Raw genomic sequence first — 22706 nt, forward strand, 5'->3', positions numbered from 1 at the left:
GCCGCCCGGGGAGGTGGCCGGCGGGCGGTTGTGCGTGCGCACGGTCACGAATTGACGGCGTGTTCGGTGAACCGGCCGCAGGAGCGGAAGCCCAGGCGGTGGTAGACGGGTTCGCCGTCCGCTGACGCCTGCAGGACCGCGATGCGGTGGTTCCGGCGACGGGCGGTGTGCAGGGCGGCGAGGGTCATGGCACCGCCGTAGCCGCGTCGGCGGTGGGTGGTCAGGGTGGAAATGTTGTAGACCCCGGCGACCTGTGCGTGGAGGAAGACCTCGGCCGAGCAGACCGCGCTGCCCGCGACGTAGCCGACCAGGTAGCGGGCCGGGCAGTCGGGGGCGAGAGCCTGCGGAGCGGCCTGGCGGAAGAAGCGGCGTACGGTTTCGGCGGGCGGATCCCAGTTGGCCGCGAGCACGGTGGCGTAGTCGGAGAGTTCCTGCGGTGTGGACACCGGGCGGATCTCCAGCCCGTCCGCGTGCGGTGGGGGAAGGGTGTCCGGCAGTTCGGCCCACATGGCCGTCTCTTGTTCCGAGGCCGGCAGGCCGGCAGCCACCAGGCGGGCGGACAGCTCCGCCGGTGCGGAGGCCGGCCCCACCCACCAGGAGAAGGGGCGGCCGGTGGCGGCCAGCGTGCGTACCGTCTCGGCGATCCGAGTCCGGGCGGTGCCCGGTGTGAACCGGGCCGCCGCGACGATGTTGAACGTGTCGTCGGCGAGGCCGCTGTCGGCGACCAGGAGATCGTCGGTCTCCAGGACGCTCGCGCCCTGCATGGGCCGGTGCAGGTGACACGCGTGCTCGGCCAGGTTCCGCTCCATCCTGGCCAACAGATCGCCACTGCCGCGGAACGGTGTCTTCGCTGGCTCCATGCCGATCGATCCCCTCATGTTGCTCCGGTCCGTCGGCACCATTCTCCCGTGCGGGGCAGACGGTCCTGGCCTCACACGGGAGCACCTTTCTTCAAGGCGACGACGTCGCGCACCTCCTTGTTTCATATGAGGCAACCTCCATCGTAATGCGCAACAGGATGGGATGGCCGGGAAGGGCTGTCAAGGGGGCGACGGGAGAGTTGCACGAGCTTCCGCGGTCGGTCTTGACGACGGCGAAGTCTCAGTGTTCCGTTGCGTAGGCAGAAACGGAGTTCTCAGAGCGCAACAGAACGCTTAGGCGTGAGCCCGTCCCGTGACGGCGCCACCAGGACGGCCTTCGGTCAGCTCGTCAGCCCGTGTCACCGCGGCACGGCGCTGTGCCATGCCGTGCCGCGAACGGTGGATGCCCCTCAGCAGTGCTGGGGACGCATCCACCGCCTGGTGCTGTCCCGGAGTGCGTGCCGCGCGGCCCACAGTCCCCCAGCCCGGGAGGTCACATGTCGATCCGTGCCATCGACGAGGCGCCACTGAACCGGTTCCACCGAAAACTCACCTGGGCCTGCGCCGGCGGGCCTTTCCTGGACGGCTACCTGCTCAGCATCATCGGCGTCGCGCTGATCGGCATGAGTAACGAGCTGCACCTGACCACGGCTGACGAGAGCCTCATCGGCGCGGCCGCCCTGGTCGGTATCTTCATCGGCGGCCTGTGCTTCGGTGCCGTCACCGACAAACTCGGCCGCGAGGCGATGTACACCATCGACCTGGCGGTGCTGGTCGGCGGATCCGTACTGTCGGTGTTCGCCACCGAGACCTGGCAGTTCGTCATCCTGCGCTTCATCCTCGGCATCGCCATCGGCGCCGACTATCCGATCGCCACGTCCTTGCTGGCCGAATGGGTGCCGAACAAACACCGCGGCCGGCTGCTCGGCGTCCTCATCCTCGCCTGGTACGTCGGCGCGGCGGCCGCCTACGTGGTCGGTTACGTCATGGCCGAGCTCGGCGGCGCCGGCACCTGGCGCTGGATGCTCGCCTCCGGTGCCGTACTCAGCGCCCTGATCCTGCTGTTGCGCGTCGGCACGCCCGAATCGCCACTGTGGCTGGTGAACAAGGGCCGTACCGACGACGCCCAGAAAGCGATCAAACGCGCGCTGGGCCACACCGTTCCGGTCGATGAACTGCTCGCGGCCTCAGCGGCCGAGCAGTCCGTGGTCCAGCAGCGGTTCCGCGACCTGTTCCAGGGCACCTACCTGCGGCGGACGCTGTTCTGCGGACTGTTCTACATGTGTCAGATCACGCCGATGTTCGCCCTGCTCACCTTCGGCCCCACCATCCTGGGCTCCTTCGGCCTGAGCGAGGGCAACGCCGGTAACCTGGGCTCGGCCTTGATCAGCATCGTGTTCGTCCTGGGCTGTATCCCCGCGCTGCGCATGGTGGACCGCATCGGCCGCCGTCCCGTCATCATCTGGTCGTTCGCTCTGATGGCGGTTCCGCTGGCAGTGCTCGGCGGCGGTTCCTCCGTGCCGTTCGCGCTGGTCATCGTCTGTTTCTGTGCCTACGCCCTGTTCTCCGGCGGGCCCACGGTGCTGGAGTGGACGTACCCCAACGAGCTCTTCCCGACCGGCATCCGGGCCACCGCCGGCGGTGTGGCCACCTCGATCAGCCGCCTGGGCGCCGCCGCCGGCACCTATCTGCTGCCGATCTCCCTCAGCCGGCTGGGTATCGGCCCGACCATGCTGATCGGCGCCGGCATCACCCTGGTGGGCTGGCTGGTCTCCGTGCTCTGGGCCGAGGAGACGCGAGGCCGCACCCTGGCGGAGACCAGTGCCCTCCCCGGTGTGCAGCCCCAGCAGACCGCGCGGTCCGGCGGGGAGCGCCGTGCCGACGTGACGGGAGGCAGTGCCGACCGTTCCTGACGGCGTCCTGGCCGCCGCACGGCGGAGATGCGCAGCTGACCGGCCTCTTCGGAGGCCGGTCAGCTGCGTTTCGAGGTCCTCGATCAGAACTTTGCAGGTCATCGATGGCGCTCCACTGTGTGGGGACCTGGTGCCATGTTGCGTATTGAGCTACCCATCTCTTAATGCGCAACAGGGAAACGTGAGCGCGGCTCTGTGTCAAGGCCGGACCGGAGGGTGAAATCCCGTCGCGCGCCGAGGAGTCGAGGACGGGGATTTCGCTTGACAAGACCTCTCGAGGAGAGAAACGATGTTGCGTATAGCGAGTTCGGTTGCGCGATGCGATGCGTACTCCCTTCTCGCTTCCACACGGTCGCGACGGTCCAACGGGAGTCCCTCCCGGACGACGACCTCATCCCTGTCGGGCGCACTCACCCCGGAGGTTCCCCATGATCACGGTGTGCCGGATCGAAGACCTGCCACGCGGCGAGTCCGTGCGCGTCACCGACGGCGTGCCCGCTCCCATCGCGGTGTTCCACACCGAGGAGGGCGAGTTCTACGCCGTCGACGACACGTGCACGCACCAGGACGCCTCACTGGCCGACGGCTGGCTGGAGGGCTGCTTCGTCGAATGCCCGCTGCACACGGCCTCCTTCGACCTGCGGACCGGCTTCCCGACCTGTCCGCCCGCGAAGGCGCCGGTCCGCACCCACCAGGTCTCCGTGGCCGACGGCCACGTGCTGCTCCACGTCGAGGTCGCGGAGCCGGCATGAGGAGCATCACCGTGGCCGGGGCCTCGCCGGCCGGCCTGAGCCCGCTCCGCGCCCTGCGCGGAGCAGGCTGTGGCGGCGACCTCCACGCCGTGGGGAAAACGCCATCTCCCTTACGACCGCCCGCCGTTGTCCCAGGCATTCCTCCAGGGCGCCCTCGAAGCCGACGTGGTCGCGCTCGGCGACGCGGACGAGTACGAGGACCTCGCGGTCCAGTGGCTGCTGGGGGAGCGGGCGGTGTGGTTCGCCCCCGCGGCCCGGACCGTCACCCCGGCCCGCAACCGACACCCCCGCCCGCGGGAGCGTGCCCGTGACACGGCGGCACGCCCCTTCAATCTCACGGAGCATGGCGTGGCAATCAGCGTCTTCGACCTGTTCTCCATCGGCATCGGCCCGTCGTCCTCGCACACGGTCGGCCCGATGCGCGCGGCACGGATGTTCGTCGGCCGCCTGAAACAGGACGGCCTCCTCGCGCAGACGACATCGGTGCGGGCCGAGCTGTTCGGCTCGCTCGGCGCCACCGGCCACGGCCACGGCACCCCCAAGGCCGTGCTGCTCGGCCTGGAGGGCAATGAGCCGCACACGGTCGATGTGGTCCGGGCCGATCTGGACGTCGAGCGCATCCGCAGCACCAAGCGGCTGCGGCTGCTGGACGCCGAGATAGGCGATGCGCACGAGATCGGCTTCGACGAGTCCACCGAGCTGATCCTGCACCGCCGCCGCTCGCTGCCGTACCACGCCAACGGCATGACGCTGTTCGCCTACGACGAGCACGGCGCGCCGCTGCTGGAGAAGACCTACTACTCCGTCGGCGGCGGCTTCGTCGTGGACGAGGACGCGGTCGGCGCCGACCGCATCAAGCTCGACGACACCGTGCTGAAGTACCCCTTCCGCACCGGCGACGAACTGCTGCGGCTCTCCCACGACACCGGCCTGTCCATCTCCGCGCTGATGCTGGAGAACGAGAAAGCCTGGCGCACCGAGGAAGAGATCCGCGCCGGACTGCTGGAGATCTGGCAGGTCATGCAGGCCTGCGTGGCCCGCGGCACCAGCCGCGAGGGCATCCTGCCCGGCGGGCTGAAGGTCCGCCGCCGGGCCGCCAACGCCGCCCGCGCACTGCGCGCCGAAGGCGACCCGCAGGCCCGCGCCATGGAGTGGATCACGCTGTACGCGATGGCGGTGAACGAGGAGAACGCCGCCGGCGGCCGGGTGGTGACCGCGCCCACCAACGGCGCGGCCGGCATCATCCCCGCCGTCCTGCACTACTACAGGAACTTCGTGCCCGGCGCGGACGAGGAGGGCGTGATCCGCTTCCTGCTGGCCGCGGGCGCCATCGGCATGCTCTTCAAGGAGAACGCCTCCATCTCCGGCGCCGAGGTCGGCTGCCAGGGCGAGGTGGGCTCGGCCTGCTCGATGGCGGCCGGCGGCCTGGCGGAGGTACTGGGCGGCTCCCCCGAGCAGGTGGAGAACGCCGCGGAGATCGGTATGGAACACAACCTGGGCCTGACCTGCGACCCGGTCGGCGGCCTGGTGCAGATCCCGTGCATCGAGCGCAACGGCATGGCCTCGGTCAAGGCCGTCACCGCCGCCCGCATGGCCCTGCGCGGCGACGGCCGCCACCACGTCTCCCTCGACAAGGTCATCAAGACCATGAAGGACACCGGCGCCGACATGAAGGTCAAGTACAAGGAGACGGCGCGGGGCGGACTCGCCGTCAACGTCATCGAATGCTGAAGGGCCGGTCCGAGCTGACCGGTGTGCTGATCGGAGCCGACCGGTGGGCCGGTTCGAGCTGACCGATTCTGCTGACGAATCCTGACGATGGTCATAAGATCCCTCGTCGTCGGCCAGGTCACTCGGCCAGGTCACTCGGCCACGTCACGCTGCCCGATCGGCACCACCTGCACCATCCCGTACCGCCCACTCCGGGAGGAGCATGTGAAAAGACGTCACGCGGCCACCTGGGCCGCTTCGGTACTCGTCACCACCCTCACCATGACCGGCCTTCTCACCGCCCCGGCCACAGCGCAGGCCCGGACGGCGGCGGTCGCCACGGCCACCGATCCCGTCACGCACGAGGAGAACGACCGGGTCCCGGAGGGCTCGGTCTGGACGCAGCACTACTTCCCGTCGGCGGACCACTCCGGCACCGAGCTGCACGCCGACGCCCTGCTGCCCGAGGGGCTGCGCAAGGGCCAGAAGGTTCCCGTCATCCTGTCCGTCGGCCCGTACTTCGGGCACTCCGGACAGACCGATGTCGAGGACTGGACGCACACCGGCCCCTCGTCCCGCTTCCAGGACTTCATCGAGGGCACCGACCTCTTCGACCGCGGCTACGCATTCGTCATGGTGGACCTGCGCGGCTTCGGCGGCTCCACCGGCTGCCTCGACTGGGCAGGCCCCGGCGAGCAGGCCGACGTCAAGGCCGCGATCGACTGGGCGGCGAAGCAGCCGTGGTCCACCGGCGCGGTGGGCATGTACGGCAAGTCCTACGACGCCGTGACCGGTCTCATCGGGAACAACCTGGACCAGCGCGCGCTCAAGGCCGTCGTCGCGCAGGAGCCCGTGTGGGACATGTACCAGTACATCTACTCCAACGGCGTGCCGCGGCCGAACGTCACCGGCACCGCCAACGCCTACAACTCCATCGCCACGATCCGCCAGATGGCCGATGACGACGCGCGCTACCTGGCCAACTCCCAGTACGAGAAGGCCCACCCCGAGTGCCTGACCGAGAACTCGGCCGGGTACCGAATAGCCGACCAGTGGGACGAGCACTGGACCTCCCGTGACCTGGCGAAGATGGCCGAGGGCACCGACACCCCGCTGTTCGTCACCCAGGGCTTCATCGAGAACAACACCAAGCCCGAGGAGATGCAGGAATACCTCGACAACCACAAGGGGCCTGAGCGCGGCTGGGTCGGCCAGTGGGAGCACGTACGCGGCGGCGACCGCGCCCCCGACGGGCGCCTGTCCATGGGCCGTGAGGGCTGGTACGACGAAACCCTCTCCTTCTACGACCAGTACCTGAAGGGCGCCAGGCCGAAGGTCCGCTACCCGGCCTACTCCGTCGAGGACTCCACCGGCGCCTGGCGCGCCCAGAAGACCTGGCCGGTCGTGGAGCGGAACGTCACACTCCCGCTCGGCGGCGGCTCGTACGTGGACGACGGCGGCGCCTCCGCGAACGCGGCCCTGGCCGCCTCCGGTGCGCCGGTGCCGCAGCACCTCGCACCGCCGTCCGGCGAGTGGGACATGGAGAACGCGCCCCGTACCGACAGGACCGCCCCGAAGGGCCTGGCCAGGGAGCAGGCCGAGCGTCAGAAGGCCGGTGAGGTCACGTCCAGCTTCTTCGTGTGGTCCAGGCCGCTCGAACACGCCGTGCGCGTCACCGGCACCCCGGAAGTCTCCCTGACCGCCCGGGGCGAGGGCAACGTCATGCTCAAGCTCTACGACGTCGCCCCGGACGGTACCGCCGTCATGTTCGACGAGCAGGTCTCCCTCCTGGACTCGGGCCGGCTGTCCGTCGACCTGAAGGCGACCGACTGGACCCTGGCGGCCGGGCACGTCCTGGCCGTGGAGATCGGCTCCATCCAGACCGGCTCCTGGCGCGACACGCCCTCCGGCGAGACGATCAAGGTCAAGGGCGCGCGACTCGAACTGGCCCTGGACGACCCGGCCGACGACATCCCCACCGCCGGCGACCGCTCACCGTACCTGGACACCTACCTGCGGCAGTACACGGTCGAACTGCCGCCGGGCCCCGCGAAGTTCACAGTGCCCTCCGGGAGCCGCCGCTGACCCTCCGGAAGCGGTGGCGGACGGCGGGCCACTGCAGGATGCTGCCCTGTCCCAGGCCGCTGTCCGATAGCCGCCAGTGTGACGCGTCACCGGCGATCACACTGGCGGCATGCCAGCTACTTCCTCAACTATTTCCTCAACTACTTCCTCAACCGATGCAGTCACCGTCCTCACCGGCATGTACGCGGCTGAGACGGCGTACTTGGCGGCCGGCGGCCCCGGCGAGGCTTCCTTCGACCTGCTTGCTCCGTTCTTCGCGCCGGACGTCGTGCTGCATCAGGCCGACGCTCTGCCCTACGGCGGGACCTGGCACGGGCACGGGGGCATGGAGCGGTTCTTCCTCGCGATGAGTGCGGCGTGGGAATCGTTCGAGATGGTGGCGCAGGAGTTCCTCGCCACCGGCGGGACTTCGGTGGTTCTCACGCAGGTCCGTGCGCGCGCCCGGTCCAGCGGCCGGGAGCTCGCCTTCCCCATCCTGCAGACGATCAGGATCAAGGACGGGCGGATCACCGAGGTCCGCCCGTTCTACTGGGACACCGCGGCGATCGTGGATGCCTGCGCAGCGCCGGCACCGGCCGACTAGACAGGGGTAGCTTCGCGGCCAGGCCGCCGTGTTCAGGACGCGGCCGTGGGCGAGGCGGTCTTCCGCGACACGACGGTCCGCCGTCGGCGGATCCGTCCTGTCCGGCGGTCATGGGCGGATGGTCTGCCCCTGTGCGGTGCCTTCCACGGCCTCCACGTACGCATGGGCCACCTCGGAGACGGGAGTACCGTCCGCCGAGTCCGCGCCCATGCTTTCCAGCGTTTCCCTGATCCACCCAGGACTGATGACGTTGATACGCAGCCCCCGTGGGAGCTCAGCAGCCGCGTTGCGTACGAATCCCTCCAGACCAGCGTTGACGAGCGCTCCCAGCGACCCGCCGGGCAGCGGAGCGGAGAAGGTGCCTCCGGTCAGGGTGATGGAACCGCCGTCCCGGAGATGACGCACGGCCCGCCGAGCCAGCGTGACCTGGCCCAGAAGCTTGCCCCGCGTCCCGGCGGCGAATCAGGCCGCCGGGTCAGTGCCGCATCAGTGCCGGGTCAGTGCCGGGCGTCGGCCTGTTGTCTCCGTCGGAGGATCTCGATCGTGTGCGCGCACCAGTCGCGGTTGCCCCGTTCGAAGGCCAGGCCGCGGGAGCAGGTCAGGTACGGGCCGATGCGCTCGCCGTGGCGCAGGAACTCCTCCTCCGTGCGGTCATCGCCCCGCATGGTGCGCAGCATCTTCTCGAACAGGTCGGCCTTGGCCTGGGCGAAGGCGGCTCGCTCGGTGAGCTGCGCGATCAGGGTCTGGGTGTCGACGTGGTCGGCCGCCTGGACCTTGACGAGCAGGTCGTCACGGATGAAGGCCGGCTTCGCCGAGGCAGCGGCGAAGCGCTCCAGCTCCGCGAGACCGTCGTCGGTGACGTGGAACAGGCGCTTGTTGGGGCGGGATTCCTGTACGACCTCGCGGCCCGCGATGGATCCGTCCTTCTCCAGCCGGTTCAGTTCGGCGTACAGCTGCTGCGGCTGGGCGTGCCAGAAGTTCGCCACGCCCAGGTCGAACGCCTTGGCCAGCTGGTAACCGCTGAGCTCGCCGTCGAGCAGTGCCGCCAGCACGGCATGCCGCAGCGCCATCGGACCGCCTCCTTCGTGCCTCGGTGCCTCTGTTGCCGAGTGCACCACCCATGGTAGTCATGAAAATGAATAGTCATATCCATGACTGGCTACTGACTGGAGGGGTGGGGCATGAGCACGTCCACCGCAGACCGCTTCCGGGCCGCTGTCGACAACCGCGACCTTGCGGCTCTCGACGACCTGTTCACCGACGACGTCAGGTTCTACAGTCCGGTGAAGTTCACACCGTTCGACGGCAAGCCGATGGTGCTGGGCCTCTTCGGCGTTCTGCTGCGCACGTTCGAGGAATTCCGCTACATCGGCGAGTACACCGGCGCCGCGCAGACCAGCAGCGACGGCACGACCGCCCCGTCGGAGGTGCTGCTGTTCCGCGCCAAGGCGGGCGGCAAGGAGATCCACGGCATCGACCTGCTGCACTTCGCCGAGGACGGTCGCATCAAGGAGTTCACGGTGATGGTCCGGCCCCGGTCCGCCGTGCACGCCCTCGGCGAAGCCGTACTCGCGGGCCTGGTCGCGGACGGACTGGTACCGGCATCGGCCGACCAGTAGGAGCGGCCCTGCCTGGCGCCTGCCCGTCCGGACCATCACCGGAAGATCATTCGCCGGAGACCGGCGCGCCTTCCTCCGGGGGCAGTGTGTCCATGAAGGAGCTGACCGAGAAGACCGCCCGGCCCGCGCCCGCCGGTCCGTAGCCGGGGGGCGAGGACAGCCCGTGCCGCTGCATCGCCGAGCGGTAGGCGTCCAGCAGCCGGATGTGGTACTCCAGCGGCGCGCCCTGCGGGTTGCTCCGGCCCAGGGGCGTCGTCGGCTCCGGGCACCAGGTGGTGAACCGCGGGGTGATGCCGTTGGACATGAAGAAGTCCAGGCCCTCGGTAGTGGAGGCGATCGCCTGGTCCACCGAGTCGAAGCCGTACGGTGCCGCCATCTCGACGCCGGCGACGAAGTTCGGGATCACGTTGCGCGGCCCGAAGACGTCCGCCGAGTCCAGGATGCGGCGGTGCCACTCCTCGCGGCCGACGTACCGTTCCTTGCCGGGGCAGTACAGCTCGAAGAGGCGCTTGTCCCACACCTCGAAGTTCGGGTGGTAGATGCGGATGCCGTAGTCGTGGAAGCGCTTCACGTCGTCCTTGGGCAGCGCCTGCGCGACGACCTTGCCGGTCCAGCGGCCGGGGAACCGCTCCTCGATGGCCTTGGCGTACATCCCGTAGAAGTCCGCCTCGTCCATGCCCTGCACCTTCGAGGTGATCGAACCACCGGTGAGGGTGTAGGCGCTGGAGGCGCCGAGGGTGTCGTGGTCGGAGATGATCTGGAGCGCCTCCAGCACCTCCTCCACGGGCTTCACCCCCGTGTACGGGCGCCCGGCGGCCTTGTGCTGACGCCAGTTGTGATTGATGTCGCAGTACTGGCACTCCTCCTTGGCGCCGAAGTACTGGCAGACCCGGAAGACCGTCAGGTAGATCAGGTAGCCCCACTGGATGGTGGGCGCCACCTCCATCACGGACTTGCCGTTGGCCAGCGTGTGCCGGTAGTAGTCCGGCATCGGCGGCAGGCCGACGTCCGCGATCCGCTTCCCGTCCAGGTAGAGCCCGAGGGCGCCGTCCTCGCCCGCCTGGACCCGGTAGGGCGAGTCCGGGTTCACCCGTACCGAGACCACGGTGCGGCGCAGGTCGTACGGGCCACCGGTGAGCACGACCTCCTCCGGCGGCCGCCGGAGCGCGGCCTCGCCCAGCTCGGGCAGGGTCCGGTGGTCGAAGGAGAAGATGAAGTACGACTTCGGCTTGACCTCGCCGGTCGCCTCGTCGGTGGTCTCGCTGAGCGCCGAGTCGTCGAAGGCCATCCCGCCCCGGAGCAGATCCTCCTTGATCACCGCTTCCCGCGGGATGTGCGGGAAGCGCTGCATCAGGTCCTCGACCAGTGCGGTCCGGTTCGGGTGTCCCTGCAGGTCCTGCTGTGGGGACGGGCTCCGCCGAGACGGCACGGGGGACGGCATCGGCAACGGCGTCGGGGATGACGGCATGATGTGAACAAACTCCTCACTTCGCGGCCCGGGGGGCATACCCGACGGTACTCCCGCGCCCGAACCACCCGCACACCTGCCTCCCCGTCACGCCACGGTGGCCGCCGCCCGGGCCGGCTACCGATTCCCCGGGCCGTCGCGTGTCGTGCGCGACCGGTCACGCCTTGTGCCGGCGGCCGCCGTCGGGACGCTACGGCTTCGCGGTGACACCCTTGGGGACCAGCTGGTCGTAGGCCGTGCTGAGCCTGGCGGTGATGTGCTCGACGCCGATGGTGTCGAGGCCTCTCTGTCCGGCTGCGGCGGCCTTCGCCGCGGAGAGTGCGGGAGCGAAGAGGGCCCATGAGCCGGCCGTGTAGTCGGCCCGCGACGGGTTGCCGATCTTCTTCAGAAGGCTGCGGATCGGTGTCCTGTCCACGGTGCCGGACACCTCGGCGGAGGTGGCGTGGAAGGCGTCGAGGACGAGTTTCCCGGACTTGAGGACGAACTTCGCGGTGTGGGGGCCGTCGGGCAGGCCGCGGAGCGTACACGTCGCGAGCCGCTTGTCGGTGGCGGTGGTTTTCGCGTCCTTGGCGAGCAGCTTTCCGTCGACGTGGATGTCGAGGACGGCGCTGCCGTCGTTGCCGCCGATGACGTCGATGCCGGTGCCGGTGAACGGGACGGTGACCGACGCACCGGCGTCGTTGCTCGTCGACGTGGAGCGGTACCAGTCCATCGCGTCGCCGAATGCGTTCTTCCTGCTCCACGCTCCGTCGTAGGTGAGCGAGCTGTCCATGTCGTCGAACTGGACGCTGGAGTACGGTGTGTAACCGTCGACCTTCTCCACCTTGAGGTTGTCGAACGCGGTTCTGTGGAAGTCGGTCCCGAGTGTGACGCGGCCTTCGGTTTCCGGAGTCGGGTCCTGGTAGGTGTGGACGGGTTTTCCGTCGATGTAGGCCGTGATCGTCGCGCCTTTCGCCTCGATGGCGAGGCGGTAGGAATCGGACGCTGCGACCTGCCCTGTTCTGATCGCCTTGCCGTACTCGGAAAACGTCCATGAGCCGTTCGGGGCGATGCGGACGCTGTAGGCGGCGTCGCTGGTCGCCATGCCCTTCTGCTGGCGGACGCCCAGGGTCGCGAGTCCGCCGGCCGGGTCCGGGAACGAGACGTCGACCGTGGCCTTGTAGTTCTGCCAGCGGAAGTCGCCGACCGTCGTGTTCGGGGTGTTCCGGTTCCAGGCGCCGGTGTCCTTCATGGACTGGTCCATGTACTGGTACAGCACATTGTCGCCGCTCGCGTTCTTCCCGACTTCCCAGGCGCCCGTCCGGTCGACCATGTAGCGGGGCTGAGCGCCACGCGATGCCAGATAGGACTGGGATACCTGACGTGTGCCGTTGCCGGTCCCGACCCGGACCTTGCCTTCCTCCTCGTATCCGAAGTCGTCGGCGTAGAGGAAATCGTCGCGGGTGTGGTGCGTCTTCCCGGTCCCGTCGGTGTCGAGCACCGTGCGCTCGCCGGACTTCGGCAGACGCTGCTTCACCGCCTTGTCGTGGCTCTTGTCGAGCGTCGTCAGGGTCACGATCGATCTCGGCTTGACCGTGTAGGTGTAGTAGCCGTCTCTGCCGGGGCGGATCTCGTCGACGAGGTGCTTGAAGTTGGCGTCGTAGGGCTTCCCCGCGTCCGTGCCACGCGTTTCCCAGATCTCCATGGCCGGGTTCCCGAGCCGCATGTTCTCGGTTCTGATCCGGTAGGTCCTGGACCGGTCGCTGTCGTTGACGACGACCGTCGAGAAGTCCTTCTTACGCGGATCCGCGAGCGTCATGTAGCTGGGCGCCCCGTTCGAGCCGTCGATGTCGACGGTACCGCTCACCCCGCTGTAGCCGGCTTCCGGCACGGTGCGCCAGATCCCGGCGGTGTTCGTGCCGTTCTCCCAGCCGGTCTTCGCGAACTGGGTGAAGTGCTGCATGACATGAATGGCCGCGTCGTAGTGGAGGTATCCCGACCACGGGTCGCGGGCGCTGACGAGTTCCTTGTGGCTGTATTGCGCGCCTTCGTAGAAGGACCCGACCGCCGGCTGGAAGACGTAGTGCGTCCTCTTCGAGTTCGCGTAGCCCTTGACGAGGCGGTTCGCGAGGTCCAGCGCGCTCTGGACGCCGCCGATGCCGGTACTGGTTCCCTCCGGGCCTTCGGTGTTGTTGACGCGGTATTCGGTGTAGCCGAACGAGGCGGTTCCTTCGCTGTACCAGACCTCCTTGTCCTGCTCGTACTTGTTCGCACCGGTCGCCAGCTTGGTGTAGGGCAGGTGCGTGTCGCTGTCTTCGGCACCCTCACGCCGGTCTTCGGTGGTGTAGTGGTAGCCGACCGCGTCGACGATGCCGAAGAGTTCCTCGTCGCTGAGCACCGACGGTCCGATGTGGTGGGTGTTGTTCTCGTCGGACGCGATGATTTTGATGCTGTGGTACGCCTTCTCGACCTGCTTCCGCTTGTGCGGTGGAATGTTGTAGCGCGGATCGGCGAAGTCCGTGTCGGACAGCACCGCGTTCTTGTACCACTTGATGAAGGACTCGTCCGGATTCCGCGTCTCGTTCGTGTCCGGGTCGACGTAGTCGACCAGGTACCCGTACTTCTCGTAGGCGTCGAGGATCGTCTCCTTGTACCACCGGTACATCTCGTCGGTGCCGGTGCCCTTGTCCCATTCCTTCTGGACCCATTCGGGCATGACCCAGCGGAGAATCGAGACCTTGAGTTCCGGGTTCACCGTCTTGGCGTCCGCGGCCAGTTGAAAGCCCGGGGAACGGGACGCGTCGGCGAGTTCGTCCGGCGTGCGCATGGTCGCCGGGTCGGCGCCGGTCGAGGTGTTCGTGTCTGAACCCATCTCGACCTTGACGTGGTTGATCAGGGGGTTCTTCCCGCCGAACAGGACCTTGACGAGCTGCCAGTACCGGTCCGGGTGCTGCGCCTTGTAGTCCATCAGCAGGTTGCTCGTGCTGTTGCAGCTGAGCAGGCCGAGGCCCTTGTAGGTCAAGCCGTGCACGTTGTCCGCGCGTATGTCGTCGCCGTTGACCACGATCTCCACGGGATCGTCCGCGGGGTGGGCGGCGGGCGCGGTGATCACTCCGGCCGCCAGCGCCGTGGTGACTGCCGCGGCGAGCGACATCCGTCCGAGTCTTCGCTGCGTACCCATCCGGCTCCGACTCCTCCTCAGCGGGGTGCTGACACGCTTCACTGCTTCACTGCTTCAGTGGATTGGATCAGGGGAGCGATCCGGAGGGGAATCGACGCCGCAGGAATCGATCAGAAGCGATCAACTACGAAACCTGTCGAGGTGTGACGAGACCTCTCCTTTCGATCGGGAACGATAATGTGAAGGTGACTGCCGGGCCTCGTGGGAGGCAAGGCGTTGAGGAGGGCCCGAACGATGCCGCTGGCAGCGCAGCGCCACGAACGCATCCTCGCCGCGGTCCGGAAGCACGGCATGGTCCGGCTCGCGGATCTGGTGGAGCAGCTGGGTGTCACAGCGGTGACGGTCCGCCGGGACGTGACGCTGCTGGCCGACCGTGGTCTGGTGCAGCGGGTGCACGGCGGCATCGCCCTGCCGAACCGGGCGCAGCCACAGCAGGCGCGGGAGGAAGTACCCGGCGCCTACGGGCCGATGGCGACGGGCGCCCTGGTGGGCATGGTGGTGCCCTCGGTCGAGTACTACTGGCCCCCGGTCATCCAGGGCGCTCACGCAGCCGTGGCCGCCGCCGACGGCCGGCTCGTCATGCGGACCTCGCGATGGGACGACCCGGCCGAGGACAGGCGGCAGGTCAACGCACTCCTGGAGCGCGGAGTGCAGGCGCTGCTCGTGGCGCCCACGACCACCGGCGACGCGGCCATGGAACTGTTGCGCCGGCTGGGGTCGCTCGCCCTGCCGGTCGTCCTCGTCGAGCGCCGGCCTCCTCAAGAACTCGCCACGCTCGCACTGGACGCCGCCACGACCGCCCACGCCCTCGGCGCCGGCCTGGCCGTACGCCACCTGGTCGCGCTGGGGCACGGCCGCATCGGGTTGATCACCACCCGGCAGAGCCCGACGAGCACAGCGCTGCGGGCAGGCTGGCGGGAGGCGGTGGAGGTACTGGGGCTGCCCTCTCACGCGGGTCTCGATCTTGAGGTGCCTTCTTACGGCGCCGCGGGCTGGGGCGAGACGTACACCGGCATCCTGGAGAGCTGCCGCGAGCTCGGCGTACGGGCGCTGCTGGTGCATTCCGACCGTGAGGCCATCGGGCTGATCGAGCGGGGCCGGGAGCTCGGTATCGACGTACCGCGGGACCTGGCCGTAGTGACCTACGACGACGAGATCGGAGCGGCGTCCGACCCTCCGCTGACGGCGTTGCGGCCGCAGAAGCACCGTCTCGGCAAGCTTGCCGCCCAACTCGCGTTGGCCAAGATCGCGGATGTCGGTACGGAGTGGCCGGTGCACCGGGTCGAGCTCTGGCCGAACGTGGTGGTACGGGAGTCCTGCGGCACCCGGCCGGCGGCGTGCGCGCCTTAGTCGCGACCCTTGAGTGAAACCTTTCAGGCCGTCGCTAGCCCTCCCATGCTCTCCCTTGCCCTCCAGGCTCTCTCCTCGCGCCAAATTCTGGTCGACATCTTGACCGGTCGATCGCCGGAACCTAATCTCCCGAGAACTCCACTGAAACCTTTCACGGTTGCGAGTGCCTCATGTCCCGAGACCTGCCGCGACGGCGACTGCTTCAGCCGGGCGGTGCCGCAGCCGCCTCGGCCGTTCTGTCCCGGCCCGCGCAGGCTGCGGGCGTCACCCATGCCGCAGGTGGTAAGCCGTCCGCGCCCACCGGCATGCTGGCCGATCTGCTGCCGCAGGGGCTCGGCGTGAGCGCGGGGGATGACCTGCGCTTCAGCTGGCAGGTACCGGACCTCGGCGCCGGGACCGTACAACGCGCCTACCGGCTGCAGCTCGCCACCACTCCGGACGGCTTCGACGACGGCCACGTGCTGTGGGACTCGGGAAAGGTGACGGCCGCCGATTCCACCGCCGTGCCGTACGGCGGTCCGCCGCTGAGGGCCCGGACCGCCTACTGGTGGCGGGTGCGCAGTTGGGGTGGCCAGCGGTCCGCCTGGCCGCAGCCCGCGCTGCTCGCGACATCGGTCGAGGACGAGTGGGCGGCGCGGCTCATCTGGGCGCCTGCCGGGAAGACCATGACGGACGGCGCCACCCTGCCCGACGACGACACCTGGGCGCTTCTGCGCAAGGAGTACGTCCCGGGCAAGAAGAAGATCGCCGCCGCCGTCCTCTACGTGGCGGCCACCTCGCCCGATCCGTCCCGGCAGTACGTCGCCAGCACCATCGTGACCGAGGCGTGGGACCCCGCTCTGAAACCCCATATGACCTTCTCCCACGCGTGGGCTTCCGCGCCCGCCAACGCGGTCGCCCGCCATGTGCTCGGCGTCCAGGTCAGCAGGCCGGGCGCAGCGGAGTTCCGCATCCGGCCGCGGACCGGCGCCCTGACCGAGGCCGAGGGAACGGTTCCGTCGGTGCGAGGTCCCGTTTCGGTTTCCGTCCGCCGGGCGGGTGCCCTTCATGAGACGCGCGTGACCGTGCCACCGAACAGCGCGGCCGTGGTGGAGGTGGAAATCGGCGCTGCCGACTCCGGGGCGTACCGGACCGAGGCGACGGCCCCCGGAGGCCGGGGGCGGGTGAACGTGACGCCGTCGAGCGATCTCACGGGACATGTGCTGCGCATCGGACCGGTCGGCTCAGGCACGACGACGGTGAGCCGAAAGCGCACTTCTTGAAACCGGCTGTGAGGGCAGTCGGCCGACCGCGACGAGAGGAATTGCCATGCCCCACCGCCGGACCGAGAACGGAGGGCGTCTTGCCGTGGCATTCGGCTGCGCGATGCTTCTCCTCAGTTCGATGTCTCTGCACGGTACGTCCCATGCTCAGGACGTGTCCGAAAATGCCCAGGGGCCGGCTGCCGACCGGCGGAAAGTGGCCGATGCCGCCGACGCCCTGCTCGTCCGGGACGCGAACGACGTACGCGGCAATGTGCATCTGCCGACCGAGGGGCTGCACCGGACGAGAGTGTCCTGGCAGTCGACCGACAGGAAGACCGTGACGCCCACCGGCGAGGTCACCCGGCCGGCCAACGGCGACGAGCCGGCGGAGGTACGGCTCACGGCGACGGTCCGGCTCGGCCACGTGCAGACCAAGCGCCGCTTCGACCTGACCGTACGGCCGTTGCCGGCGAAGGAGCCGCTCAAGGGCTATATGTTCAGCTATTTCACCGGTGAGGGCACCGCACAAGGGGAGCAGGTCTACTTCGCCGCCAGTAAGGGCAATGATCCGCTCCACTGGGAAGAGCTGAACGGCGGTAAGCCGGCCCTCTTTTCGACGGAAGGCGACAAGGGCGTACGGGACCCCTTCATCATCCGGTCCCCTGAGGGCGACAAGTTCTACCTGATCGCCACGGACCTGAAGATGCACGGCAACGGGAACTGGGACGAGGCGCAGCGCCACGGGAGCAAGTACATCGAGGTGTGGGAGTCCACCGATCTGGTGCACTGGTCCGATCAGCGGCACGTCCGCGTCTCGCCCGACACCGCCGGGAACACCTGGGCGCCGGAGGCGTACTACGACGACGGTATCGGCGCCTATGTGGTGTTCTGGGCTTCGAAGTTGTACGACGAGGCCGATCGCGATCACGTGGGCAGCTCCTACCACCGGATGATGTACGCCACCACGCGGGACTTCCACACCTTCAGCGAGCCGAAGGTGTGGAAGGACCCGGGGTATTCGGTCATCGATTCCACGGTGATCAAGGACGGCGGTTCGTTCCACCGGTTCACCAAGGACGAGCGGGACAGCAGCTCGTCGAGCCCGTGCAGCAAGTTCCTCATCGCGGAGAAAGCGACCCGTCTGCTGGACCTGGACTGGGAATTCGTAGCCGAGTGCATCGGTAAGGGCGCGGAAGGGAAGCCCGGGGTCTCCCGTGGTGAGGGACCGACCGTTTTCAAGTCCAACACCGAGGACAAGTGGTACCTGTTCATCGACGAGTTCGGGGGTCGCGGCTACGTGCCTTTCGAGACCACGGACCTCGGCTCCGGCAGGTGGACCGTGTCCGAGGACTACGCCCTTCCCGCCCGCCCCCGGCACGGCACCGTCCTGCCGGTCACGCAGGCCGAAATGGACCGCCTCCGTTCCGGCACACCGCTCGTCAGTCTCCGGTGATGCCGATACCGAGGGTGTCCAGGACTCCGTACACACCGAGGAAGGCGATCGCCGCGCTGCTGACGGCGAGCGCGACCGTCAGCCGGACGCTGCCGCGGAACCGCCGGTCGACGCCGGTGGCCCGCAGCCGCCAGACGGCGGTCACCACCGCGAGCAGGAAGATCCCGCCGCCGACCCCGCCGATCTGCACCATCAGCACCGGCGACTGGACGAACAGGAAGGACGCGGCCCAGACCGGCGGCAGGCAGCAGGTGAGGACGCGGATGGTGCGACGGCGTACGCGCACGTCGTGCCAGTCGAGCACGCCCAGCAGGCCGAGTGTGTTGGTCCACAGCCGCGGCACGCTGGCGGTCGAGCCGAACAGGGTGGAGAGCAGGACCGCGATGGCACCGACGAGGAAGAGGTACTCCGCCCACGGGCCCATCGTGTCCGTGTAGCTGCGCGACAGCGTGGTGATCATCGAGTTGCCCTCGGGCACCAGGCCCTGCGGATGCAGCACGGCCGCGCCGATCACGTAGAACGACAGCGTGCACAGGGTGCACACCAGCCAGCCCGCCGCCACGTCGAGCCGCATCACCTTCAGCCAGCCCTCGGCGCGCCGCGCCCGCTCCTCGGTGCCGTCGTCCGGGCCGGTCCAGCGGGCGTACCCCTTCTCCAGGCACCAGTAGGTGTACGTCGTCATCTCGTCCGCGCCGACGCCGGTGATGCCGAACATCGCGAGCGCCACACCTACCGTGCCGGCCGGGATGAGGAAGCTCAGGCCGGTGGCCAACTCGTCCCCGCCGTAACCGAATTCGGTGAGCGGCAGGCCGAGCGCCAGCGAGACGGTGGCGAGGGTGAAGACCACGACCGAGGCGACGCACAGCCGCTCGACCATGCTGTACTTGCCGGTGCTGAGCAGGGTCACCGAGAGCGCGGTGACGAGGACCGTCCACGCGGTGAGGGAGGGAAGGCTCAGGGCCTCGCCGGTGATCGGCCACAGGATGGAGCAGGCGGCCGCTGTGCCGCCGATGATGCCGCCGCGCTGGAACATCTTGGCGAAGTCCATGCCGATCCAGAGCCAGTTGATCCAGCTCACCCGGCCGATGCGCGGACCGACGTCCCGGAAGCCGTCCAGCGCGGTACGGCCGTTGAGTATCGTCCAGCGGGCCAGCTCCATCTGGACCCACACCTTCACACCGGTACTGATGATCACCAGCCAGAGCAGTGCGAAGCCCGCCTTGGCGCCGAGCGAGGTGGTGACGATGAGCTCGCCCGAGCCGACCACGGCGGCCGACAGGACGAAGCCGGGGCCGAGGTGGCGCAGCCGGCCGGTGAAGGACCGCGGCGCCTCGCGGGCGTCCTCGGCCCGCAGGGCGTACGGATCCGGGAGCGCGGTCGCGGCGGAGGCGTTCCCGGGCGGGGGCTGCGTCGTCGTCTTCGACATGACGGGTCCCTAAGCGTGTGAGGCGGCCCGGGAGCGGCACCGGGCCGGGAGGGAGAGGGGAGAGGGGAGAGGGGAGAGGGGAGAGGGAGGAAGGGAGAGGAGAGAGGAGAGGAAGGAGATCAGGGGGCGGGACGGAGGGCCGGCTCGCCCGCCAGGACGCGGACCACGTCCTCGGCGATCATGCGGCCCATGGCTCGGTTGGCCTCGTGGCCGCAGGCCGCCATGTGCGAGGTGAGCAGTACGTTCGGCGCGTCCCGCAACGGGCTGTCGGCCAGCGGTTCGTGCACGAAGGCGTCGAGCGCCGCCCCGCCGAGCCGCCCGTCCTCGAGTGCCACGGCGAGCGCGTCCTCGTCGACGAGCCCGCCCCGCGCGGCGTTGACCAGCAGCGCGCCCGGCTTCATGGCGGCGATCCCGCGCCGGTCCAGGAGCGGCCCGGCGTCCGGGTCGGCGGGCAGGTGCAGGCTGACGACGTCCGCGCGGGCGAGGCAGTCGTCGAGACCCGCCGGGGTGGCGCCCCGCGCGGTGATGTCCGCCGCGCTCACGTACGGATCGTGGGCGAGCACGGTCATGCCGAAGGCGCCCGCGTAACCGGCGAGCAGCCGCCCGATGCGGCCGAAGCCGATGACCGCCAGGGTGCGCCCGTACAGTTCGGGCCCGAAGACCTTCGGCCACTCCCCGTCGGCCACGCCCTGGTGGGAGCGGACGATGGCGCGCGTCGCGGCCAGGATCAGGCCGAAGGTGAACTCCGCGACGGCGCGGGAGTTGCTGCCGGGCGCGCAGACCACCTCGATGCCGCGGGCGCGGGCGGCGGCCACGTCGATGGTGTCGGTGCCGACGCCGTGCTTGGCGACGACCTTGAGCCGGTCGCCGGCCGCTTCGAGGGCTTCCGCCGTGACGGCGTCCATGCCGACGACGAGCGCGTCGGCCTCGGGCAGGCGGCGGAGCAGTTCGGCGGCGGGCAGGGCCCGGTCCTCGTACGGGCGGACCGGGCCGGCCCCGGCCGCTTCGAGGAGGTCCCACGGCTCGCGGGAGTAGCGCGCGAACGTCGGTGTGGTGACGAGTGTGGTGGTCATACGGGGATCTCCCGGTCCGCCCAGACGGGGCGCAGGCGCAGGTGCTTGATGGTGCGGCGGTGGTGGGTGTAGGCGACGTGCAGGGTGCCGTCGGGCTTCTGGGCGATCGACGGATAGGACAGCTCGCGGTTGCGGCCGTCGCGGGAGTTGTTGGTGAGGCAGTGGCCGTCGCCGGTCTCCAGGTCGCGGCGTACGGGCCAGGTGCGGCCGCCGTCGGCGGAGAGGCTCAGGGTGAGCGGCGCGCGGGGCGCGCCCCAGAAGGCGTCCCCGGTGGCCTCGCCGCCGTCCTGGTCCGGCGCCTGCGCCCGTACGCCGCCGTCGTCGATCTCGTCGTACAGCGACACCCGCCGCGCGGTGGCGTCGGCCGCGCTGCTGTGGTTGTGGACGAGGGCGAGGCGCCCGTCCGCCAGCGGCAGGTACTGGATCGAGGAGTTGTTGTTGGGTACGGCCAGCGGCTCCGGCTGCGACCAGGTCTCGCCGTCGTCGTACGAGACGGACCGGTGCACGGCGTCGGCGCGTCGGCTGCGGAACAGCCCGAGCAGCGAACCGTCCGGCAGCCGGTGCACGTTCATGTGGACCAGGCCGGTCGAGCCCGGCACCGGCCGCTCCCGCCAGCTCGCCCCGCCGTCGTCGCTGACCATCACCGCGCTGGTGTCCCGGTCACCCGACCAGGCGCGGCCCGGTACGGCGGCGCAGCGGAACACGGGCAGCAGCCAGCGCCCCGACGGCAGTACGGTCACCGGCTGGCGGACGAAGACGCCGCCCTCGGCCGTCGCCGGGAACAGCACGCGCGGCGGGCTCCAGGTGGTACCGCCGTCGCCGCTCACCCGCAGCCGTACTTCGGCGGTGTCCTGATGACCGGACCGCTGGGCGGTGTGCAGCAGCCACAGCTCGCCGCCCGGGGCGGGGAAGAGCAGCGGGTTCTGCTCGGAGCGGGTGGCGTCGTCGGACAGCCGTACCGGCGCGGACCAGGCGTCGGCGCCGGGCCGCAGCCGGGCGCACCACACCGAGATGTCCGCGACGCCCTCCTGCGTACCGCCGAACCACACACAGGCGAGGTCGCCGCCGGGCAGCACCGTCAGGTTCGCGGCGTGGTTCTGCGCGGCGGGCGCGGCCAGGTGCGCCACGTCGCGGCCCGGCTCGGCGGGATCCGGGCGCAGTACGCCGTCGGCGCCGGGCGGGGACGTCTGCGCCGGGCCGGCCGGGCTCGCGGCGCTCACCGGGTCTCCGCGGCGGAGCGCGCCGCCGCCAGGTGCTGCCCCGCGATCTGCTCCAGGTGCACCAGGTCGCAGGCGACGGTGGCGAAGGTGAAGCCCTCGGCCAGCCGCTTGGCCGTGCTCGCGCCGTCCGGGGTGTGGATGCCCGCCGCGATCCCGGCAGCGGCGGCCGCCTCCCGCACGGTGACCAGCGCGGCCTCGAACTCGTCGGCCACCGACGGGTCGGTCGAGGTGGCACCGCCGATCGCGATGCGCAGGTCGGACGGTCCGATGTAGACACCGTCGAGGCCGGGCGTGGCGCAGATCTCGGCGACGTCGGCGAGGCCGTCGGCCGTCTCGATCATCGCCAGGACGACGGTCTGCTCGTGCGCGTCGGCCGGGTTCGGGCCGATCCGCAGCCCGGAGCGCATCGGGCCGTACGAGCGGACGCCCAGCGGGGGGTAGCGCACGGCGCTCACCGCGTCCGCGGCGTCCTGCGCGGTGTCGATCAGCGGGACGATGACACCGGCGGCGCCCGCGTCGAGCGCCTTGCCGATGGCGGAGGGGTCGTTGGCCTCGACGCGCACCAGGCCGACGGCGCTGCTGCCCTTGGTGTCGATGGCGGTGAGGGAGGCAAGCAGCCCGGAGTACTCGATCAGGCCGTGCTGGGCGTCCAGGGCCACGTAGTCGTAGCCGAGGCGGGCGAGGCGTTCGGTGGAGACCGGCGAGTCCAGGACGGACCAGTAGCCGACGAGCTGTGCGCGGGCGCGCAGGGCGGCGGCGAAGGCGGCGGGCGTGCCGGGCGTGGTCATGG

At 69.6% G+C, this 22706-nt stretch carries 16 protein-coding genes and 2 pseudogenes; 9 read left to right on the forward strand and 9 right to left on the reverse strand.

Annotation, left to right across the window (positions count from 1 at the left end; all coding sequences use genetic code 11):
- Positions 1 to 44 precede the first annotated feature (44 nt).
- Entirely contained in the window at positions 45 to 809 is a 765-nt protein-coding gene (locus AAC944_RS35485) for a GNAT family N-acetyltransferase (RefSeq protein ID WP_030613995.1), read from the reverse strand.
- 548 nt (positions 810 to 1357) lie between these two features.
- On the opposite strand from AAC944_RS35485, the gene AAC944_RS35490 reads away from it, so the two are divergent.
- The 5 genes from AAC944_RS35490 to AAC944_RS35510 all read left to right on the forward strand — a co-directional run bounded on the left by AAC944_RS35490 (position 1358) and on the right by AAC944_RS35510 (position 7903).
- Complete coding sequence (locus tag AAC944_RS35490) at positions 1358 to 2773, forward strand: MFS transporter (RefSeq protein WP_051871711.1); 1416 nt, start codon at positions 1358 to 1360, stop codon at positions 2771 to 2773.
- Positions 2774 to 3201: 428 nt separating this feature from the next.
- Complete coding sequence (locus AAC944_RS35495) at positions 3202 to 3525, forward strand: bifunctional 3-phenylpropionate/cinnamic acid dioxygenase ferredoxin subunit (RefSeq protein ID WP_030614001.1); 324 nt, start codon at positions 3202 to 3204, stop codon at positions 3523 to 3525.
- Positions 3526 to 3873: 348 nt separating this feature from the next.
- Positions 3874 to 5256 carry an L-serine ammonia-lyase gene (locus AAC944_RS35500; protein WP_368397346.1) on the forward strand — a complete coding sequence of 461 codons (1383 nt, stop codon included), beginning with the start codon at positions 3874 to 3876 and terminating at the stop codon, positions 5254 to 5256.
- A gap of 261 nt (positions 5257 to 5517) precedes the next feature.
- Complete coding sequence (locus AAC944_RS35505) at positions 5518 to 7320, forward strand: CocE/NonD family hydrolase (protein WP_438272844.1); 1803 nt, start codon at positions 5518 to 5520, stop codon at positions 7318 to 7320.
- A gap of 178 nt (positions 7321 to 7498) precedes the next feature.
- Positions 7499 to 7903 carry a nuclear transport factor 2 family protein gene (locus AAC944_RS35510; RefSeq protein WP_368396671.1) on the forward strand — a complete coding sequence of 135 codons (405 nt, stop codon included), beginning with the start codon at positions 7499 to 7501 and terminating at the stop codon, positions 7901 to 7903.
- A gap of 108 nt (positions 7904 to 8011) precedes the next feature.
- On the opposite strand, the pseudogene AAC944_RS35515 reads toward AAC944_RS35510, so the two are convergent.
- Positions 8012 to 8365: pseudogene (locus AAC944_RS35515) on the reverse strand (SDR family oxidoreductase); the annotation flags it as partial.
- Between the two features lie 35 nt (positions 8366 to 8400).
- Complete coding sequence (locus AAC944_RS35520; RefSeq protein WP_030622946.1) at positions 8401 to 8973, reverse strand: PadR family transcriptional regulator; 573 nt, start codon at positions 8971 to 8973, stop codon at positions 8401 to 8403.
- 111 nt (positions 8974 to 9084) lie between these two features.
- Between AAC944_RS35520 and AAC944_RS35525 the strand changes: the two genes are divergently transcribed.
- Positions 9085 to 9522 carry a nuclear transport factor 2 family protein gene (locus AAC944_RS35525; RefSeq protein ID WP_030622947.1) on the forward strand — a complete coding sequence of 146 codons (438 nt, stop codon included), beginning with the start codon at positions 9085 to 9087 and terminating at the stop codon, positions 9520 to 9522.
- A gap of 46 nt (positions 9523 to 9568) precedes the next feature.
- On the opposite strand, the gene AAC944_RS35530 is transcribed toward AAC944_RS35525, so the two are convergent.
- On the reverse strand, positions 9569 to 10873 hold the full coding sequence (locus AAC944_RS35530) for a radical SAM protein (protein WP_030622949.1): 1305 nt from the start codon (positions 10871 to 10873) through the stop codon (positions 9569 to 9571).
- 307 nt (positions 10874 to 11180) lie between these two features.
- Entirely contained in the window at positions 11181 to 14150 is a 2970-nt protein-coding gene (locus AAC944_RS35535; RefSeq protein WP_030622951.1) for a glycoside hydrolase family 30 protein, read from the reverse strand.
- A gap of 234 nt (positions 14151 to 14384) precedes the next feature.
- On the opposite strand from AAC944_RS35535, the gene AAC944_RS35540 reads away from it, so the two are divergent.
- The 3 genes and pseudogenes from AAC944_RS35540 to AAC944_RS35550 form a co-directional block, all read left to right on the forward strand.
- Entirely contained in the window at positions 14385 to 15500 is a 1116-nt protein-coding gene (locus AAC944_RS35540) for a substrate-binding domain-containing protein (protein ID WP_030622953.1), read from the forward strand.
- A 170-nt stretch (positions 15501 to 15670) separates the two neighbouring features.
- Complete coding sequence (locus AAC944_RS35545; protein WP_078888928.1) at positions 15671 to 16762, forward strand: glycoside hydrolase family 78 protein; 1092 nt, start codon at positions 15671 to 15673, stop codon at positions 16760 to 16762.
- Between the two features lie 184 nt (positions 16763 to 16946).
- Positions 16947 to 18164: pseudogene (locus tag AAC944_RS35550) on the forward strand (immunoglobulin-like domain-containing protein); the annotation flags it as partial.
- Between the two features lie 19 nt (positions 18165 to 18183).
- On the opposite strand, the gene AAC944_RS35555 reads toward AAC944_RS35550, so the two are convergent.
- The 4 genes from AAC944_RS35555 to AAC944_RS35570 form a co-directional block, all read right to left on the reverse strand.
- Complete coding sequence (locus AAC944_RS35555; RefSeq protein ID WP_030622958.1) at positions 18184 to 19623, reverse strand: Nramp family divalent metal transporter; 1440 nt, start codon at positions 19621 to 19623, stop codon at positions 18184 to 18186.
- Positions 19624 to 19742: 119 nt separating this feature from the next.
- Positions 19743 to 20696, reverse strand: coding sequence for a phosphoglycerate dehydrogenase (locus AAC944_RS35560; RefSeq protein WP_030622960.1), 954 nt, complete (start codon positions 20694 to 20696; stop codon positions 19743 to 19745).
- Positions 20693 to 21916, reverse strand: a complete 1224-nt coding sequence (locus AAC944_RS35565; protein ID WP_051872330.1) for a sialidase family protein — start codon at positions 21914 to 21916, stop codon at positions 20693 to 20695. The genes AAC944_RS35560 and AAC944_RS35565 overlap by 4 nt, the downstream gene beginning before the upstream one ends.
- Complete coding sequence (locus AAC944_RS35570; protein ID WP_030622964.1) at positions 21913 to 22704, reverse strand: HpcH/HpaI aldolase family protein; 792 nt, start codon at positions 22702 to 22704, stop codon at positions 21913 to 21915. Before AAC944_RS35570 ends, AAC944_RS35565 begins: the two co-directional genes overlap by 4 nt.
- Between the last annotated feature and the right edge of the window lie 2 nt (positions 22705 to 22706).

Source organism: Streptomyces sclerotialus (genome assembly GCF_040907265.1).
GTDB classification, from domain to species: domain Bacteria; phylum Actinomycetota; class Actinomycetes; order Streptomycetales; family Streptomycetaceae; genus Streptomyces; species Streptomyces sclerotialus.